The 18641-nt window shown below is 49.1% G+C and carries 21 protein-coding genes; 17 read left to right on the top strand and 4 right to left on the bottom strand.

Annotation, left to right across the window (positions count from 1 at the left end; genetic code table 11):
* Window positions 1-24: 24 nt before the first annotated feature.
* On the bottom strand, window positions 25-618 hold the full coding sequence (locus tag J7E21_RS08900) for a class I SAM-dependent methyltransferase (RefSeq protein WP_215106778.1): 594 nt from the start codon (window positions 616-618) through the stop codon (window positions 25-27).
* Between the two features lie 357 nt (window positions 619-975).
* Here J7E21_RS08900 and J7E21_RS08895 point away from each other — a divergent pair, with 357 nt between their 5' ends.
* Genes J7E21_RS08895 through J7E21_RS08885 form a run of 3 tightly spaced genes read left to right on the top strand, consistent with a single transcriptional unit; the run spans window position 976 to window position 3265 of the window.
* The gene (locus J7E21_RS08895; protein ID WP_215106776.1) at window positions 976-1545 is read left to right on the top strand and encodes a hypothetical protein; all 570 of its coding nucleotides are present in this window, start codon (window positions 976-978) and stop codon (window positions 1543-1545) included.
* Window positions 1542-2663: an MGDG synthase family glycosyltransferase gene (locus tag J7E21_RS08890; RefSeq protein WP_215106774.1), complete on the top strand. Its 1122-nt coding sequence runs from the start codon at window positions 1542-1544 to the stop codon at window positions 2661-2663. The genes J7E21_RS08895 and J7E21_RS08890 overlap by 4 nt, the downstream gene beginning before the upstream one ends.
* Window positions 2664-2668: 5 nt before the next feature.
* Window positions 2669-3265 (top strand): DedA family protein, encoded by a 597-nt coding sequence (locus J7E21_RS08885; RefSeq protein ID WP_215106773.1) that lies wholly within the window; start codon window positions 2669-2671, stop codon window positions 3263-3265.
* A 562-nt stretch (window positions 3266-3827) separates the two neighbouring features.
* Here the strand turns inward: J7E21_RS08885 and J7E21_RS08880 are convergent.
* Together J7E21_RS08880 and fdhF are read right to left on the bottom strand one after the other, a co-directional pair.
* Window positions 3828-4310, bottom strand: coding sequence for a helical membrane plugin domain-containing protein (locus J7E21_RS08880; RefSeq protein WP_215106771.1), 483 nt, complete (start codon window positions 4308-4310; stop codon window positions 3828-3830).
* 6 nt (window positions 4311-4316) lie between these two features.
* Window positions 4317-7253 carry a formate dehydrogenase subunit alpha gene (gene fdhF, locus J7E21_RS08875; protein WP_215106769.1) on the bottom strand — a complete coding sequence of 979 codons (2937 nt, stop codon included), beginning with the start codon at window positions 7251-7253 and terminating at the stop codon, window positions 4317-4319.
* A gap of 295 nt (window positions 7254-7548) precedes the next feature.
* Here fdhF and J7E21_RS08870 point away from each other — a divergent pair, with 295 nt between their 5' ends.
* From J7E21_RS08870 to J7E21_RS08835, 8 genes are all read left to right on the top strand, one after another.
* Window positions 7549-7932 (top strand): Na-translocating system protein MpsC family protein, encoded by a 384-nt coding sequence (locus tag J7E21_RS08870; protein ID WP_215106767.1) that lies wholly within the window; start codon window positions 7549-7551, stop codon window positions 7930-7932.
* On the top strand, window positions 7919-8710 hold the full coding sequence (gene fdhD / locus J7E21_RS08865) for a formate dehydrogenase accessory sulfurtransferase FdhD (RefSeq protein WP_215106765.1): 792 nt from the start codon (window positions 7919-7921) through the stop codon (window positions 8708-8710). The genes J7E21_RS08870 and fdhD overlap by 14 nt, the downstream gene beginning before the upstream one ends.
* Window positions 8711-8943: 233 nt before the next feature.
* The gene (locus J7E21_RS08860) at window positions 8944-10227 is read left to right on the top strand and encodes an L-lactate MFS transporter (protein ID WP_215106763.1); all 1284 of its coding nucleotides are present in this window, start codon (window positions 8944-8946) and stop codon (window positions 10225-10227) included.
* Between the two features lie 169 nt (window positions 10228-10396).
* Window positions 10397-11179 (top strand): molybdate ABC transporter substrate-binding protein, encoded by a 783-nt coding sequence (gene modA, locus J7E21_RS08855; protein ID WP_215106761.1) that lies wholly within the window; start codon window positions 10397-10399, stop codon window positions 11177-11179.
* Window positions 11176-11859, top strand: coding sequence for a molybdate ABC transporter permease subunit (gene modB, locus J7E21_RS08850; RefSeq protein WP_215106759.1), 684 nt, complete (start codon window positions 11176-11178; stop codon window positions 11857-11859). Before modA ends, modB begins: the two co-directional genes overlap by 4 nt.
* Window positions 11860-11867: 8 nt before the next feature.
* Window positions 11868-12554: an ATP-binding cassette domain-containing protein gene (locus tag J7E21_RS08845; protein ID WP_215106804.1), complete on the top strand. Its 687-nt coding sequence runs from the start codon at window positions 11868-11870 to the stop codon at window positions 12552-12554.
* A complete protein-coding gene (locus tag J7E21_RS08840; protein ID WP_215106757.1) occupies window positions 12520-13539 on the top strand; it encodes a ThiF family adenylyltransferase in 1020 nt (339 codons plus the stop codon). The genes J7E21_RS08845 and J7E21_RS08840 overlap by 35 nt, the downstream gene beginning before the upstream one ends.
* Window positions 13540-13557: 18 nt before the next feature.
* Window positions 13558-14073, top strand: a complete 516-nt coding sequence (locus tag J7E21_RS08835; RefSeq protein WP_215106755.1) for a MogA/MoaB family molybdenum cofactor biosynthesis protein — start codon at window positions 13558-13560, stop codon at window positions 14071-14073.
* Here the strand turns inward: J7E21_RS08835 and moaC are convergent.
* Complete coding sequence (gene moaC, locus J7E21_RS08830) at window positions 14058-14546, bottom strand: cyclic pyranopterin monophosphate synthase MoaC (protein WP_215106753.1); 489 nt, start codon at window positions 14544-14546, stop codon at window positions 14058-14060. The two genes, J7E21_RS08835 and moaC, sit on opposite strands and share 16 nt — an antisense overlap.
* Window positions 14547-14609: 63 nt before the next feature.
* Here moaC and J7E21_RS08825 point away from each other — a divergent pair, with 63 nt between their 5' ends.
* From J7E21_RS08825 to moaA, 6 genes are read left to right on the top strand one after another with little or no spacing between them, the layout of a single operon-like run.
* Window positions 14610-15854 (top strand): molybdopterin molybdotransferase MoeA, encoded by a 1245-nt coding sequence (locus tag J7E21_RS08825; protein ID WP_215106751.1) that lies wholly within the window; start codon window positions 14610-14612, stop codon window positions 15852-15854.
* On the top strand, window positions 15842-16354 hold the full coding sequence (gene mobB, locus J7E21_RS08820) for a molybdopterin-guanine dinucleotide biosynthesis protein B (protein ID WP_215106749.1): 513 nt from the start codon (window positions 15842-15844) through the stop codon (window positions 16352-16354). The genes J7E21_RS08825 and mobB overlap by 13 nt, the downstream gene beginning before the upstream one ends.
* Window positions 16351-16791, top strand: coding sequence for a molybdenum cofactor biosynthesis protein MoaE (locus tag J7E21_RS08815; RefSeq protein ID WP_215106747.1), 441 nt, complete (start codon window positions 16351-16353; stop codon window positions 16789-16791). The genes mobB and J7E21_RS08815 overlap by 4 nt, the downstream gene beginning before the upstream one ends.
* Complete coding sequence (gene moaD / locus J7E21_RS08810) at window positions 16788-17021, top strand: molybdopterin converting factor subunit 1 (protein WP_215106744.1); 234 nt, start codon at window positions 16788-16790, stop codon at window positions 17019-17021. The genes J7E21_RS08815 and moaD overlap by 4 nt, the downstream gene beginning before the upstream one ends.
* On the top strand, window positions 17018-17626 hold the full coding sequence (locus tag J7E21_RS08805; RefSeq protein WP_215106742.1) for a molybdenum cofactor guanylyltransferase: 609 nt from the start codon (window positions 17018-17020) through the stop codon (window positions 17624-17626). The genes moaD and J7E21_RS08805 overlap by 4 nt, the downstream gene beginning before the upstream one ends.
* Entirely contained in the window at window positions 17595-18611 is a 1017-nt protein-coding gene (gene moaA, locus J7E21_RS08800; protein WP_215106740.1) for a GTP 3',8-cyclase MoaA, read from the top strand. Before J7E21_RS08805 ends, moaA begins: the two co-directional genes overlap by 32 nt.
* Window positions 18612-18641 lie beyond the last annotated feature (30 nt).

Below are 18641 nucleotides of genomic sequence, written 5' to 3'. Positions count from 1 at the left end.
TTCGGTTGTTTTGCAAAGCTGTATTCACTGGGGGTTGCGGCATTCGATGGTCAGAAAAAGCCCGCCGTAATAAGAGTTTACCTTCTGTACTTCCAAGCCCGAACGTTTGACGAGCTCCAAGGTATCCCGGTTCAAATGGCAGCCATCGCAAAGTTTTTTCCACACCGGCGTCAATGCTTCCTGGGTTTTTCCCGTCATTTGTTGTTCCATTTTGACGTGTTCAAACAACAGGATCTGTGCGCCCCGTTTACTGGTCCTGCGAATTTCTTCGAGTGCCTTGGCTGGTTCAGGTATCGTACAAAATACCAATGTCGCGACCACTGTATCGAAGCTGTTATCGGCAAACGGCAGCTCTTCTGCTATCGCTTGATAAGTATAAATAGGCGTTTTAGATTTTTTGATGCGTTTCACTGCATGCTTACTCATAGCAGGATTCGGTTCGATGGCATCGACCCGTTCGGCATTCTTGTAATAGCGGAAGTTCGCGCCCGTTCCAAAACCGATTTCCAACACATGCCCTTGCGCTTTGCGGACAAGATTGGCGCGGATTTTTTCGAAACGCGTTTTTTCCAGCGGCTTCATGGCCACGTCATATATATGGGGAAGCCATCCAGGCATATTCCATCAGCTCCTGTCCTCTGTTTTTGTGTGTAGTGTAGAATTCCACTTTTGCTCGGCAATGTCCTGTTTTATCCTTATTCCATATGAATAAAATCTCCTTGGCATTGTTGATTCTTTTTTTAAGTCCTATAGACTATAATTAGAAGATAAACTAACGGAAAATTACGAAATCTTGTGGAACTTCCCGCCTTTATATTCTTAGTGTAACAAAGAAAAGCAAAGCCCTGAGCTATTCCAAGCCGCTGGTCTCAGATGGAAATGGACTGGCGCCAGATGTGAAGTTTTAGAGAGAAAGATTAACTTGGCTTAAAGGGATATCGAATGATGCGGACTGTATGCCAAGGAGATGAGATGATGGAAGTATACATTGTGTTTACCGATACGAAAACAAGCTGGGCTAAATTGATCAAGAGTTATACAAGATATCCATTCAGCCATGTATCGCTTTCTTTTTCAAAGAATTTGAGCCAAATGTACAGTTTTAGTTTTGGGCGGAAACAAGCGGGAAATGCATTTAGCGGATTTGTGAAAGAAGATGTCAGGGACAATCTTTTCCAGCAGGCCGACTGTGAGGTTTATAAATTGGAGTTGTCTGAGGATAGCTATGACAAAATTTGGGGATACGTACAAAAGATGGAGCGGGAGCAGGCGCTGTTCAAATACAATTTCAGCGGTTTGTTTGCGGTGGTATTGAATTATCATTCCAAGCGGAAAGATGCTTATTTCTGCTCGCAATTCGTTGCTGAAGCTTTGGCGGCCGGAAATATTTGGGTAGCGGACAAACCGCCGGCTCTTGTGACGCCGCGTGATCTGTTCGCCTCCGGCAGTACGATGATTCATCGCGGGGATGTGCAGGACTATCCTTTTCTCAGCCCGGCCAGTGATTGTGTGCAAGCAGAGCTTGTGCTGGAGGCGATGAAATGAAGAAGGTCCTGGTATTTCCTTTGCTCAAAAGCATGCCTTCGGGGCATCATCAAGTAGCGGATGCGATTTGCGAAAGTATCTATGCAAACTCCGGGGACATCGAATGCGAAAAATTGGATATTCTCAGCGAATGGAACAGGATGGTGGAAGGCGGCATCGTGAAAGCCTATCTGCAATGGATTCGGCATTTTCCAGAAACCTACGCCTGGACATACCGGAAATTCGCTTACCGCAGTAAGGGTGAACGGCCCCATAAAGCTTATGAAGCCCTATTCATGAAAAAGGTGCAAGAGATTCTCGCAATCGAAAAGCCGGATCTGATCATCTGCACCCACGGTTTTCCGTCTTTTTTCATCAACCGCTTAAAAGAGACAGGCAGCTGCGATATACCGGCGCTCAATATTTATACGGACTTTTTCATAAACGATATCTGGGGATGCAGTCACATCGACTATCATTTTGTTCCAAGCCAGGCGATAAAAAATGAACTTTCGTCCAAGTACAGCATTGATCTAAGCAACATATTCATCTCTGGTATTCCCATCAGCAGACAATTCGAATCCGCTAGGAAAGCGGACAAAGAAATCGCAACGCCGCCCTTTCGAATTTTAATGTCAGGAGGCAGCATCGGTCTCGGGAATATGTCACAGATGCTTGATAGCGGACAAGAAAAATTGGATTGCCGTGTTAAGGTGCTGTGCGGCGCGAATGAAGAACTATATGACGATGTCATGCAACTCGAAGGCGATTTTGCCGAAGCCTATCCATATATTTCATCCAAGAAAGAAATGAACGAACTTTACGAATGGGCGGATGCGATCATCTCTAAACCCGGCGGGGTGACGGTGTCGGAAGCCTTGCGCAAACAAATTCCGATTTTTCTGTCCGGTGCATTGCCTGGGCAGGAACAAATCAACCTGCGCTTGCTGAACGATATGGGCCTGGCATTCATTGTTCCTGAAGGGGCAGATGCGCTCGAATTCACCTGCCGTGTGCTTGGGGATAAAGAAAAAATCCAGCGCTATCAAAGTGCAGAAAGCCGTTATGTGGACGGGCTTGAATTGAAGAATTCGGATGAATTGTACCGTGCAATCGCAACCATGCTGGAGCGGGGCTGAGCGGAATGGATATTCAGCTGATGATCGAACGGATTTTCGGGTTCTTGGGAGAATTGGGGCTTTTCGGTTTATTTACGGCAATTTTTTTGGAAGGGGCTTCCGTGCCGTTTCCTGGCATCGTTGTTGTACTGGCCTACGGCGGACTTCTTAACATGTCTTTTGCCGGCATGGCGGGAATCGCTGCCATAATGGCTGTGATCTATAGCCTCGCCAGCCTGATTCCATATTTTATCGGCAATAAACTCGAGCATCTTATACGGCCGAACATCCGCAAGGGGCTGGACAAGGCGAGCCGCATCTTTAATCGGTACGGCATATGGAGCATCGCTTTATCGCGGCCATTCGGGATAGGGAATTACATTTCCTACATGGCGGGCATCAGCGGGGTAGGTTTGCTGAAATACCTGCTCCTTACTTTTGCAGGGATATTGCCGTGGTGCTTTGCGATTTTGTACTTAGGGGATTATCTGAATGGCAATTACGACCGCTTTCTGGAGCTTTTTGATGAATATAAAATGGAGTTCTACGGTACAGGCCTGCTTCTTGCCATCTTGTTTACCGTCTACTCAATATGGAAACGCCGGAAAAATGAGCATAGATGAAAAACCTCTTCATTTTTGAAGAGGTTTTTCATCTATGCAGCACTATCCCGAATTCTTCTTCCAGTATCTTTTAAAATGCATCCCTGTGACAAACACAATTCCACTGATACAACAAACCTGTATTAAAAGAGCAGCCACCTTCAATGAAATCAACCGATTTCGAAGGTGGCTGCTTTATGTTTATCAGGAAAATCAAGTAGCGATAATTGAGCGGTACATAGGGATTGAATCGGGATAAATGTATATTCCGAATGCGGTTTCACCAGCAATTTATCAACGTGATTTTTTCATTCAAATACAGGTCTTCTATAGTGGCGTGGAAACAGAGTGGCTCTCCAGATGGCAGAGGGGACTCTATTTGATGGCACGAGTCGTTCTCGAACTTGTCCTTCTTCACCCCAAAAACATAGATTGGCGAAATCCATGGATGGACAAGCCAGTTAACAGCAAAAAGAAGGACATCCGGCCGAAGCCGGATGTCCTTCTTTTTGCATGCGCTCAATCAAGTTTTGGGGCTGTCAAAAACCCTAAGAAAAACGAGTTCCTTCTATAATATAGGGGGTTATTTATTGCCTAAGCTTTTCCCCATGCCTTTCAGGAAATTCAGGCCGAACTTGATGGAGCGGTTGATGTCCGGATCCTTCAGCGATTTCATCAACTGGAAAATCCCGACTTTCTTCTCGCTTGTGCGTTCCGCTTCTGCTTCTTTCAAGCCGTTAGCGACGCTTGCAGTCAGTTTTTCTGTCGTAGCGGGGTCGATGGCAGTAAGGGCGCCAGCAGCACTCATCATATTATTGATGAGGTTGGTGACGGGTTCCCGCGTTGCCTGGTGCACGACAATTTCAGCGATGCCTTCTTTGGCTTTGACCATCGCGAGTGCGGCGTCAAGTATGCCGGCGTCGTTCAGATCCCCGGTGATTTGCAATAATTTATTGAGTGCCTCATCTTGTTCTGCCAGCAGGGCTTCAAGCTCTTTCAGCTTGTTGTGCCGGATTTCATCTGGACTCAGCTGTTTTTTCTTCAAGTGAGTAATCGGACTCGCCATAGGACATCACCTTTCTATCTTTTGATCGGTCAAATGCACATAGCCTTCACGCGCCCATTTCCGTTCGACTTCGATACCGGGCTGGGGATTGCGTTTTTTGTCGCGCGGGTTCGATCGTGGCAAAGGCCGTTTGCCATGTTCTTTCAAGACTTCCATCCGAACTTTCGTCTGCTTGTATGCAGGAGTATTGGTGCGCTGATCGACAGCCGGTCCAGTCAGGAAGTTGATCGCCGTCTCTTTCTTGACTGAGTTCATCGGCAAGAACAATTCGTTGCCTTTGACGCGGCCAGTGACGATGACCGGCAGTTTCAAGGCACCGTATGGAGAAACCAGACGGACAGTCGAACCGTCTTTCAGTCCGCGCTCAGTGGCCAGTTCAGGTGACACCTCGACAAACGTTTCAGGCAGTTTCGATAGGATGCCGGCAGATTTATCTGTCATGTTGCCTTCGTGGAAATGTTCCAGCAAGCGTCCGTTATTGATGTGCAAATCATACTCTTCTGGGAAGACAACCGGCTCAACCCAGTCGGACAAAGCAAAACGCGCTTTCTTGTCAGGGAAGTTGAAGCCGTCCACATAAAGAAGGGGAGTACTTGCACCATCCAGGCTGCCCCACAGGAAGCTGTTCCAGCCTTCCATGGAAGCGTAATCCGCTTGGCTGAACAACGGTGATAAACTGGCCATTTCCGCAAAAATTTCACTTGGGTGGCTGTAATTCCAGCCAGCGCCGAGTCGGTTGGCGATTTCCTGGACAATCCACCAGTCCGCTTTGGATTGGCCAAGTTCAGGCAACGCTTGGTAAAGGCGCTGAACGCGTCTTTCTGTATTTGTGAATGTGCCGTCTTTTTCCAATGATGGAGCGGCAGGTAAAATGACATCCGCGTAGCGTGCTGTACGAGAGAAGAAAATATCCTGTACGACGAAGAAGTCCAGTTTTGAAAGAACTTCGTCTACATGGTTGGCGTTTGAATCGACAAGCGCCATATCTTCACCGACTACATACATTGCTTTCATGATGCCTTGTTCGACAGCCTGCAACATTTGAATGTTGTCCATACCAGGTTGTTCATCGATTTTTACGCCGTACGCCGTTTCGAACTTCAAGCGGGCGTTGTCGTCGCTAACGTGCTGGTAGCCAGGCAGCCAGCCAGGAAGCGAGCCCATATCGCATGCACCCTGTACATTATTATGGCCGCGGAGCGGATAAGCGCCAGCCCCTGGACGGCGGTAGTTGCCAGTCGCGAGCAACAAGTTGGAGATGGCAGCGGACGTATCCGAGCCGCCAGTGTTTTGCGTAACGCCCATTCCCCAGAGGATGCACGTGCCGTCAGCGTCGCGGATCAATTCGGCAATGTTGATCAATTGTTCTCTTGAAATGCCGGTCTGCTGTTCAGCGTATTCCAATGTGTATTGGTCGAGCACTTCTGTGAATTCGCCGAAATGATTGACGTTTTCATCGATAAAGCGCTGATCGTGCCAGCCGTTGTCGATCATGTATTTCGTAACAGCCATCAGCCATACTTGGTCCGTCCCTTGTTTAGGGGTGATGAAGATATCCGAGCGTTCGGCCATTTCGTTTTTGCGCATGTCTGCAACAACCAATTTTTGTTCGTGCAGTTTATGCGCCCGTTTAACGCGTGTCGCCAGTACTGGATGCCCTTCAGCAGGGTTTGCACCGACAATGATGACGAGGCCGGCGCTTGCGATATCTTTGATTGTTCCAGCATCGCCGCCCATGCCGACCGTACGGAACAATCCGTCGGTTGCAGGAGATTGGCAATAACGCGAGCAATTGTCTACGTTATTCGATTCAAACACTTGGCGCGTCAATTTCTGGATGACGTAATTGTCTTCATTGGTGATTTTCGAAGAAGAGATGACGCCGATTGAATCTTTGCCATGGCTTTCCTTGATACCTTTAAATTTTGATGCGACAAGATCCAGCGCTTCTTCCCACGTCGCTTCGACAAACTCGTCGCCTTTTCGGATCATCGGCGCTGTGATGCGTTCTTCGCTATTGACGAAGTCCCAGCCGAATTTGCCTTTTACACAAGTGGAAATCTGGTTGGCCGGCGCTTCGGATACTGGCTGGATTTTAAGGATTTTGCGATCTTTCGTCCAAACTTCAAATGAGCAGCCGACTCCGCAGAAGGTACAGACGGTTTTTGTTTTTTTCGTGCGCGTTTCGCGCATTTTCGCTTCTGCATCGGAAATCGCTAAGATGCCGCTGTATCCAGGTTCTACATCTTTCACCAAATCGATCAGCGGTGTCATGACCGGTTCCGGAATCTTAGTCATGAAGCCGGCTTCACCGATCATCGATGTTTCCATCAAAGCGTTGCACGGGCAAGCAGTGACACATTGGCCACAGCTGACGCAAGACGAATCGTTGATTTTTGCGCCGCCGTCCCATAGTACGATCGGGCGGTCGCGGTTCCAATCCATCGTCAATGTTTCGTTGACTTGGAGATTCTGGCACACTTCCACGCATTGCCCGCAAGCGATGCATTGGTTCGGGTCGTAGCGGTAGAACGGGTTGGTCAAATCGACTTCGTCAACAGAACACTTCGGTTCGAACGGGTATTTCTGATGTTCGATTTCCATCATATCGACGGTATTATGTACTTTGCAGTTTCCGTTATTGTTGTCGCATACCGTACAGTAAAGCAGGTGGTTTTCCAAAATCCGGTCCATCGCTTCAGTCTGCGCTTCTTTTGCACGCGGGGAAGCAAGCTGGACATCCATGCCGCCGACCGCTTTTGTCGAACAAGCACGCTTCAGCTCGCCGTTCACTTCCATGATGCACGTATCGCAAGTTTCAATCGGGTCGACTTCCGGCATGTAGCAAATTTGCGGATGCAAAATCTTTTGCTCGTTGATCACTTGCAAAATAGTTTGGCCTTCTTTAAATTCATAAGACGCGCCGTTGATGTTTATCGACATGCAAATACCTCCTTCTGTGGCTGTTCTGTAATAAGCTAACAAGCAAATTGAAAACAAAAAAATTCCACTATGAAATGAATACACCTTGACAAGTGCACATGATTCATAGTGGAATAGTATCTTAACAGGACATGCTAAATTACCAATCCAATATTCTAATGAGTTGTAAGCGCTACCGCAGTTTAAATACGGCGATGCCTACGTATGCTATTATTATAAACAATGTCTGAAGCAGACACAATCAATTTATCAAATAATTACAAAAAAACATTTTCTGAAGGAGAAAAAGATCATCGTGTCAAAAAAAATCCACGAGTTCAACGATATCATCCGCAAACTCCGGAAAAACCTTTTTGGCAAAGGACCGGAACGCATTCATACGGTTTTCATCAATGACATGGCGATTTCAACGCTGTACGGAAACTTGAGCCCTTCGGAAGAGTTTATCGCACGGACGCCGGAAGGCAGGGAAATGGTTCACACTGCCCGGACGCGGATGATCCAGAGCGTCTATGCAGAAGCGGCGCCGTGCGGGATGGAAGAATTGCTCGGCGCAAAATTCGTTCACCTTTTCTCCGATATCAAGGTGGAAGATGATATCGCGGTGTCGGTCTTCCTTTTCGACCGGCCTATCGACCAAAAAGCCGAGACGGGAGGGAAAACAGATGGCGCAAGATAAAACACGCATCATCCGCCGCTATGACAACGGCACGTTCACCGAAAAAGAGGACCGGATTGTTATCGAACAGCCGCTGACCATCAAGATCAATGGCAAGGAATTCATCACAATTGTTTGTTCACCAGAATACGTGGAAGAAATGGCAATCGGTTTCTTGGCATCGGAAAGGATCATCCCGAATTACAAAGACATTGAGGAAATACGTGTCGATGAAAAAAAAGGGACGATCCACATCACGGCCGCCAAAGTTTATCCTTTTTTCGAGCAGTTGCAGAACAAGCGCTTTATCAGTTCTTGCTGCGGCATGAGCCGCCAAGGGTTTGTGTTTGCGCATGATGCGATGATCGCAAAAAAAATGGAAGGCACACGGGTGACGCTGACGCCGGAAAATTGTTTCAGACTGATGGAGCAAATGGCGGACTCCGCCGAAATGTTTAAACAGACGGGCGGTGTCCATAACGCGGCGCTTTGTGATCCAGATGGCATCATCGTGTCCCGCATGGACATCGGCCGGCATAACGCACTCGACAAAATTTATGGTTATTGCCTGATGAACGACATAAGCGTGGCAAACAAAGTCATCGTTTTCAGCGGGCGCATCTCTTCTGAAATTTTGCTGAAAGTCGCGAAAATCGGTTGTGAAATCGTCCTTTCGAAATCGGCCCCAACCGAGCTTGCGCTGGCCCTCGCGGAAGAATTGGGCATCACGGCAGTCGGCTTTATCCGCGGCCGGTCATTTAATGTCTACACAAATCCCCAGCGCATCATCGGCGCATAGCTTCTGTTTTTGCAAAAAGAAAAAATGGTGACAAACAAATTGCGTGGTGCTATGATTCGAAAAGTCTTAATATTTTGAAATCTATCATTGCGTGATTTTTTATTTGGATTTTATGGATAATATATTTTTTGTGGAAAAAAGTAAGCGTTTTCACGAAAGGGAAAACCGATGAATTAGATTTTCTAAGTTCATTTTATATAAGCAAAACTAAGAATTCAGGAGGCAAGGACAAGATGAAAAAGAGACCAAAAAACAGATGGCTCATCGCATTATCGGCAGTCGGCATTCACATTTCCATCGGATCCGTTTACGCATGGAGCAATTTCACCAACCCGTTGATCGAGCAATTCGGCTGGTCTACCAGCCAAGTACAGCTCACATTCTCAATTGCCATATTATTTTTGGGTTTATCGGCTGCGTTTTCGGGCAGCTTCGTTGAAAAATACGGTCCACGAAAAGCTGGGCTGGTCGCCGCCATCTTTTTCGGGACGGGCATTATCGGTTCTGGATTCGCGGTAGGCTTATCTTCATTGCCGCTTCTTTATGTATTTTATGGCGCGCTGGGAGGAATCGGGCTCGGCATCGGCTATATCGCTCCGGTTTCAACTTTGGTTAAATGGTTTCCGGACCGGCGGGGCCTTGCAACGGGGCTAGCCATCATGGGCTTTGGTTTTGCCGCTGCCATCAGCAGTCCGATCATGGAAAGGCTGATTGTCTCAGTCGGCATCGAAAGTACGTTTTACATATTGGGAGCATCTTATCTAACCATCATGGTGCTGTCTTCTTTGTATCTTGAAAAGCCGCCAGAAGGCTGGGTGCCTGAAGGCTATCAGGAAAAAATCGACACCGGAAAAGTTCAGCACAAAACGGATTTGGCACAGCTGACAGCGAACGAGTCCGTGAAAACGAAGCGCTTTTACTACCTGTGGTTCATGCTTTTCATCAACGTCACTTGTGGCATCGCCATTCTTTCGGCCGCGGCACCAATGGCAATCGAAAGCATCGGCATGACGACGCTTCAAGCAGCTGCGCTGGTCGGCGTGCTGGGAATATTTAACGGACTCGGCCGCTTGGGCTGGGCATCGATTTCCGATTATATCGGACGTCCGAACACGTATACCGCATTCTTCGCCATCCAAATCGCGTTGTTTGCGTTATTGCCTTTTACGTCTAACGCGTTGATTTTTCAGGTCATGCTGGCAATCATCTATACATGCTACGGTGGCGGATTCGCTACGATTCCAGCCTACATTGCGGATATCTTCGGCACGAAACAACTGGGAGCCATACACGGTTACATCTTGACTGCTTGGGCAGCGGCTGGGCTTGCAGGTCCGATGTTTGCAGCCTATATGAGAGACCAGACAGGCAGCTACGAGGGAAGCCTGCTGTTTTTCGCTGGGCTCTTCGTCATCGCACTGATCATTTCAATTGTCATCCGAGTGGACATTACAAGAATTCGTTCGATCAATAAAGCCGCTACGGTCAAACCCGTCACCAAAGTGGTCAGTGAGTAAAAATTCATAAGAAATCGGCTGTAGAATCTTCGGGTTTTGCGGCTGATTTTTATTGTTATGTCAAATTTACTGTAAAGTTTTCTGGCTTTTTTGATTGTTATTGGCGTAGAATGGCAATATTGATAGGGAATATACACGTAAATCTGTTGTCGGTGGAGGAAGTAGCGTAATGCAATTGAAAAATAAAATACTTTTTTTGGCTTTTTTAATTTTCACTTTGGCTGGCTGCGCAGCCAATCCTGCGGCTGAAGAAGAAACCTTGAGGGTGTCGGGGGCTTCAAGTTTGTCCGGCGTAATGGATGAACTGATAGTCGAATTCGAAAAAGATAATCCGGATATTGAAATCGTTGCGAATTACGGCTCTTCCAGTAAATTGAGGAACCAAATTGAGAACGGCGCGCCAGCAGATCTATTCTTGTCGGCGAGCGATAGTGATATGGAAATATTGGTAGATAATGGATTAGTGAATGAAGAAAGCGTTTCGCCGTTCGCTGGCAATGGCATGGTCGTGGCCACGTCTTCTGAAATCGGCGAAGGGACTGATGTGCAAGCGGTTTTAACATCGGTCGAAAGCACTTTGGCAATCGCCGATCCCGCCAGCGTGCCGCTCGGCGGCTACACACAACAAGCCCTTAAAGTGATGGGGATTTGGACATCGTTGGAAGGGAAGATGATCTACGCAAAAGACGCACGCCAAGTCGTCACTTACTTGGAAAGCGGCAACGCGCAGGCTGGAATCATTTATGCATCTGACGCAGATTTGTCCGAGAAAGTGGCGGAAATGAGCAAGATAGCGATTGAAAGCGAGGAAATCATTTACCCCGCCGCCATTATTGCAGACTCCCACCAGCAGCAGATTGCCGAAAAGTTCATGTCGTACATCTTGTCCGAAGAAGGGCAGGAGGTCATTGAGAAATTCGGCTTTTTGCCGCTTGAAGGTATGCAGCCATGATGCCATACGATATGTCTCCGTTATTGTTGTCGTTGAAAGTGGCTTCCATTTCAACTATTTGTGTGTTTATCGTCAGCGTTGCATTGGCTCGGCTGATGGTCAGGAAAGATTTTTTCGGGAAAAGTATAGTGGATGCATTGATCCTTTTACCGCTTGTGTTGCCGCCGACGGTCATCGGGTTTGCGCTTATCGTATTATTCGGCGTCAACGGTCCGCTCGGCATCCTGCTTGAAAACCTCTTCGGCTTCCGAGTGGTCTTTACGTGGATCGGCGCAGCCATTGCATCGTTTGTGGTGTCGCTGCCGCTTATGTATCAAAGCGCGCTCGCTGCATTTGAAAAAGTGGACCCGCGCTGGGAAAACGTCGGCCGCACCATGGGCGTCTCGGAATGGCGGATATTCCAGACGGTCACATTCCCGCTGGCATGGCCAGGCATCTTGGCAGGCGTGATTTTGGCATTTGCACGGGGAATCGGCGAATTCGGCGCTACGTTGATGATTGCCGGCTACATACCAGGGGTGACAGAAACCATACCGCTGGCAATTTATTTTGCTTATGAAGCAGGGCAGATGGACAAAGCTATTTTTTGGGTCGTCATCATTTCGGCGCTTGGCGTCGCAGCGATCAGCTGGGTCAATTATTGGCGCAAGAAAAATGCCATCCGCATCGGAAGGGAATGACAGCTGGTATGCTTACGGTGAATTTTACAAAAAAGCTGGATAATTTTGAACTGGCCATGGATTTTTCGATGGAAGATGAAATCTTGGCATTGATCGGGCCGTCGGGTTCAGGCAAAACCACGCTCCTTAATTGCATCGCCGGAATCTCGCAGCCGGACGAGGGTGTCATTGCGCTGAACGGCTCGGTTTTTTATCAAGGGAGCCAGAAACCTCTGAAAATCCAAAAAAGAAGGACCGGCTATCTGTTTCAGGATTATGCCTTATTTCCGCATCTTTCAGTAGAGCAAAACATTTTGTACGGCACAAAGCGGGGCAGCGATTTGTCCCATATCACCGAATTATCGAAGCTGCTTGGAATCGCGGGATTGCTGGAAAAATACCCGCACCAGATTTCAGGCGGAGAAAAACAGCGCGTCGCATTAGCCAGGGCGTTGGCGGCAAAACCCGATATCCTGCTGCTGGATGAACCTTTTTCCGCTTTGGACGATGAGACCCGGGGAAGATGCCAGGAAGAACTGCAAAAGATCCACGAGCGGTGGAAAATACCGGTGATTTTTGTGACCCATTTGAAAGCGGATGCGGAAAAACTCGCTGATCGCATCATTAAAGTGGATCAAGGGCAGATGGCGGAACAAGGGTTGTTGGAAAGAGGTGGGCAATGTGGAAGACAGATACTCAAGGCAGACTTTATTTAAACCGATTGGGCATTCCGGCCAGGCATCAATTCAGGATTCGGTGGTGACGATTATCGGCTGCGGGGCATTGGGTTCTGCGATCGCAGAGTCGATGGCACGAGCCGGTGTCGGAGAAATCCACTTAGTGGACCGGGATTATGTGGAGTTTTCAAATCTTCAGCGCCAGCAGCTTTTCACCGAAGAAGATGCGGAAGCGATGACCCCAAAAGTGGTTGCGGCCGAAAATAGGCTGAAGGCGATCCGGTCCAACCTTCAACTCCATACATATTTGGAGAATTTGGGTGCCGATCTGATGGAAACGCTCATAAAAAAAAGCACCCTTGTCATGGATGCGACTGATAATTTCGAAACGCGGCTGTTGATCAACGATGCCAGCGTAAAGTACGGCGTGCCCTGGATTTACGGGGCGTGTGTCGGCAGTTCCGGTGCGGTTTTCCCATTCGTGCCGGGAACAGGTTCGTGTTTTCGCTGCCTGGTCCCTGTGCTGCCGGCGATCAACGAAACGTGTGACACGGCAGGCATCATTTCACCCGCTGTCCAAGTTACCGCAGCTTTGCAATGCGCGGAAGCGATGAAATGGCTGAGCGGAAACCAGCAGGCCATGCGGAAAAAAGTGCACCATTTCAACTTATGGGATAATTCTCAATATGACATCGGCATCGCGCGCATCCAAAACCCCACCTGCGAAACATGCGGTGAAAACCCGGTGTTCCCTTCGCTTAAGCGGAATTCAGAAGGCTTGTACGCGGTATTATGCGGCAGGGAAGCTGTCCAGATTTTGCCGGATCCGAAGCGGAACATCACGATGGATGACGCAGAATTTGCAGCGCGCAGAATTGGCGCGGAAGTGAAGCGCACACCTTATTTTGTCCAAATGCGAGCGCTTGGCTTCCGGATGGTGTTTTTCGGGAACGGCCGCATGATCATCCACGGCATCCGCAATAAAGCGGAGGGCCGAAAAATTTATCATCAACTCTTTGGCTAGAAAAAAGGAGGCTCTTCCATGTCAGAGGTTTTTCACTTGGAACAGCGCATCTCAATCGCGGTTTTGACGGTCAGCGATACACGGGATCAGCGAACGGACGAAAGCGGGCAGCTTATCCGGAAATTGGCGCAAGAAAAAGACCTCGAAATAGCGGCCTACGAAATCGTCAAGGACGATGCAGAAGAAATCCGGAAAACAGTCTTCCGGCTATTGGAACATGAATCCGTCGATGCTGTCATCACGACGGGCGGAACGGGAATTGCCAAAATGGATGTCACGATTGAAGCAGTGACGCCGTTATTCGACAAGGAGCTTCCCGGTTTTGGCGAGCTTTTCCGTTTCCTCAGCTATACAGAAGACATCGGCTCGAAGGCGCTGTTAAGCCGTGCCGCCGCTGGAACCTCAGCACATAAAGCGCTGTTCGTGTTGCCTGGTTCCCGCGGTGCTGTCCGCCTGGCGATGGAAAAGCTCATTTTGCCGGAAATCCAGCATATCATCTTTGAACTGACCAAGCATCTTCAAGCGCGGGAATAATCGCCGGATTTGCCGCCGCTTTTTTGAATCAGCATCGTCGGTCCGATGACCATTTCCTTGCCGGCCGCTTTGCACATATCGTAAATTGTCAAAGCAGCGGCAGAAGCAGCGGTCAACGCTTCCATCTCGACGCCTGTCGGACCGGTCGTTTTGACTGTGGTGGATAATATGACTTCGTAATGATTTTGGTCTTCGTCAACTTTCCATTCGAATTCGATATCCACGCCACTTAGCGCTAACGGATGGCACATTGGAATAATCTGTGCAGTGTTTTTCGCAGCCATGATGCCTGCGACTTGGGCTACTGCGAAAACGTCCCCTTTTTTATTCGCCCCGTCTTTGATTTGGCTGTATATGTCTTTGTTTACGATTACGGAAGTTTGTGCGCGGGCGATGCGAATTGTCTCAGTCTTGCTGGAAATATCGACCATTTTTGCGCGGCCTTGAGTATTGAAATGCGTTAGTTCGTTCACAGGAATCATCCTTTTCACACATAATGAAGAAAGTATAACATGTATTTTGAGGAGTTGAAGCCAGTGGTGGAAAATCGAACACCGATGCAAGTAGAAGACGCGGTTAGAGCGGTGCTGAATCATGCCGGTTTACTCGCTTCCGAATTTGTAGCATTAGAAGACAGCTACGGGCGGATTTTGGCAGAGCCGCTGATTGCTACTGCGGATGTCCCGCCATTCAATCGGTCGCCTTATGACGGGTACGCCATCCGTTCAAGGGATACTACCGGAGCATCTGGCACTTCCCGCGTCACATTTAACGTCATCGATCATATCGGCGCGGGCGAAGTTTCAGTGAAAATGCTGAATGCTTTTGAAGCCATCCGCATCATGACGGGAGCCCAGTTGCCAGCAGGTGCGGACGCTGTCGCCATGTTTGAGCAGACAGTTGAAAACGGGCAGTCGTTCACGCTGCGTAAACCTTTTGCCAAGCTTGAAAACGTGTCGCTGCAAGGCGAGGACGTGGAGAAGAACGAAGTCGTCATCGAGAGCGGCAATCTCATCAACCCGGGGACGATCGCTTTATTGGCGACTTTCGGCTACACGCAGCCCAAAGTGGCGAAATTGCCGACAGTGGGCATTTTGTCGACGGGAACTGAGCTGCTCGGAGTAGGCGATGCGCTAGTTCCGGGGAAAATCCGCAACAGCAACGGGCCGATGATCATGGCGCAGTTAAAACGCATGGGAATCGCCTGCAGGATGTATGGCATGTCCATCGACAATTTGGAAGAAAGCTATCAAGCTGTAAAAAAAGCGGCACAGGAAACCGATTGCCTCATTACGACCGGCGGTGTTTCTGTCGGGGATTTCGATTTTCTGCCAGCCATCTATGAACGCTTGGGGGCAAAGGTCCTGTTCAATAAAGTCGCGATGCGCCCAGGCAGTGTCACAACGGTTGCTGTGGCGGACGGACGTTTCTTGTTCGGCCTGTCCGGCAACCCATCAGCCTGCTTTACCGGATTTGAATTATTCGTCCGTCCGGCATTGCTGAAAATGATGGGGGCACAAAAACCATTCCTGCCTCATACAACAGCTAGATTGGCAGAGGATTTTGAAAAAGCCAATCCTTTTACACGGTTCATCCGCGCGGTATACGACGGTGAAACGGTCCGCCCGGCTGGATTCAATAAGTCGAATGCAGTATCATCTATCGCACGAGGAAATGCATTGATCGTCCTTCCGAGCGGAACCCGGGGCTTTGTAAAAGGGGACCGCGTCGATGTCTTGCTTCTCGGCGTGGAGGAAGGTGCCTTCAAGTGGATGGGGTGAGGATTCTGCAAATAGTCGGCTATAAGGACAGCGGCAAAACGACTTTGATGCTGGAGCTGATCCGTATGGCGGCGGCAAATGGCAAAACAGTTGCCGCCGTCAAGCACCATGGGCATCCCGCGGCGCTTGACATGCCGCCAGAGGAGACGGATAGTATGCGCTTTTTCAATAGCGGTGCTGAAGCTTCCCTCGTCTACGGCGGCGGGGTCATTCAACAGCATGTCCGAAACAAAGAGGCGGCTGTCGAAGAACTGGTTGCCATGGCCGCAAAGGCCGATACTGATTTTATCTTTATCGAAGGATTCAAAGATGCACCCTATGAAAAAATAGTAGTGATCCGATCCCTCAGCGATTGGACGAAATTGAAATCACTCAGCCATATAGTCCTCGTTATTGCGCATGAAGGCGTAAGTGTGGACGATGGCGACGTAGTCGGCCGCAACGAAACTGGCCGCATCACTGGATGGTTTGCGGATTGGATGGAGAGGAACTCGACATGAAAGCATTTGAAATCGTTTCACAAGCAATCGACCCGCAGCATTACGCGGACATGGTCTTGCGTCCGGAAGCGGGAGCAGTGACCCTATTTACCGGGCATGTACGCGAATGGACAAAAGGCGTCCGGACGCTGTATTTGTCGTACGAGGCATACATACCGATGGCGGAGAAGAAACTTGCGCAAATCGGAGCGGAGATCGAGGAGCGGTGGCCCGGCGCAAAAACTGCCATTGCCCACCGCATTGGCGAGCTTGCCATCAGCGACATCGCTGTCGTGATCGCCGTTTCTTCACCCCGCCGGAAAGCGGCTTACGAAGCGAATGAATACGCCATCGAACGCATCAAGGAAATCGTCCCGATTTGGAAAAAGGAAATTTGGGAAGACGGCGAAGAATGGATTGGCGACCAGAAAAAGAAACCAGGAGGGGAAGGGTTATGATTACGATTCATTATTTTGCTGGATTAAAGGAAGTGACTGGCATTGCGCAAGAACAGGCAGATCTGTCAGGCCGTACAGTCGAAGAACTGGGGCAATGGGCTGCGGAAAAATATCCGGGGATTCTCGCTGGAGCTTCACGTATTGCGGTGAATGAAGAATATGCATTGCCTGAAGACCTTCTGGAAAATGGCGATATCGCCGCATTCATCCCACCGGTCAGCGGCGGATGAATAGGACGGTCGGTATTTTGCTGGCCGGCGGTTTGTCCAGGCGGTTCGGCTCCCCGAAAGCTTTCGCCGAGCTGGAAGGCAAAGCTTTTTACGAATATGCTTATGAAGCATTGGCGGCAGTCTGTGACCACGTGGTCGTCATCACGAGGCCGGAATTGATCAGCCGTTTTCCTGGTACACTGGATGTAATCAGTGACAGCCGAAAATTTGCCGGGCTTGGCCCGCTTGCCGGAATATTCACCGCGATGTCCGAGCGGCCGGCGCGGCAGTATTTGGTCTTGCCATGCGATATGCCGTTCATCGGTGCATCGGAAACAGCCGCTTTTATGCAATTGGCTTCGGAAGACAATGACATCACCGCAGTTCGTGCCGGCGACCATGACATTCCGTTATTCAGCCTGTGGAATGTCCGAATCTTGGATCCTTTGGAAAAGGAATTGGAAGACGGGCAATTGCGGGTTATGGTATTCATGGCGAAAGTACAGACCGACTGGTTGGATAGTTCTGCAGTCGGCGGCTTGGACGCTTTTCGCAACATCAATAAACCGGATCAGTTGAAAGGAGCCGATGAACATGGCAGTGAAACCAATACAAGACCGATTTGAACGGCCAATCCGCGATTTGCGCATTTCGGTGACGGACCGCTGCAATTTCCGCTGCTCCTATTGCATGCCGAAAGAAGTGTTCGGCGATGATTACGCGTTTTTGCCGAAACAGGAATTATTGACGTTTGAAGAAATCCATCGCCTCACCACTGTGTTCGCGGCGATGGGCGTTAAAAAGATCAGGCTGACAGGCGGCGAGCCGCTCATGCGCCGCGGGCTTTCTGATTTAGTCAAAATGATCCTGTCTGTGGATGGCATCGAGGATATCGGCTTGACGACGAACGGATTGTTGCTAGGCGCACATGCCGAGAATCTTTACGCTGCGGGGCTGCGGCGCCTGAACATCAGTTTGGATGCTTTGACCCCAGAGCTTTTCGGCGAGTTGAACGGTCGTGGCGTAAAGCCGGACTTGATTTTAAAGCAGATCGCCCATGCACAGCAGATTGGTTTTGATATCAAAGTCAATATGGTCGTACAAAAAGGGGTAAACGAAAGTGAAATCCTGCCGATGGCGGCCTATTTCAAGGAACGCGGCATCACCCTGCGTTTCATAGAATTCATGGACGTCGGCAATGATAACGGCTGGAGCTTTAAAAAAGTGGTGACCAAAAAAGAAATCCTAGAAAAGCTTCAGACTGTCTATGATCTCGAACCAGTCGATGAGGATTATTACGGCGAAGTGGCAAAGCGCTACCGGTTCACCGGCAGTGATGCGCAAGTCGGATTTATCACGTCTGTTTCAGAATCTTTTTGCTCGACTTGCACACGCGCCCGGTTGTCTTCGGATGGCAAATTCTATACGTGCCTGTTTGCCGATTCTGGATTCGATATCCGCGAATTGCTGCGAGCGGGGTTGGACGACGCGGAATTATTGCGCCAGATCAGTGCGGTATGGCAGCGTCGCGACGACCGCTATTCAGACGAGCGCACCGAACTGACAGCGAAAAACCGCAACAAGATCGGCATGTCGTATATCGGTGGTTGAATGATATCGTTCTTCGTAAATATAAGGAGG

Source organism: Planococcus sp. ISL-109, assembly GCF_018613655.1.
Taxonomy (GTDB): Bacteria; Bacillota; Bacilli; order Bacillales_A; family Planococcaceae; genus Planococcus.
The sequence above is the reverse complement of the archived record's forward strand: the minus strand, read 5'-3'. Positions and strand labels throughout refer to the sequence as shown.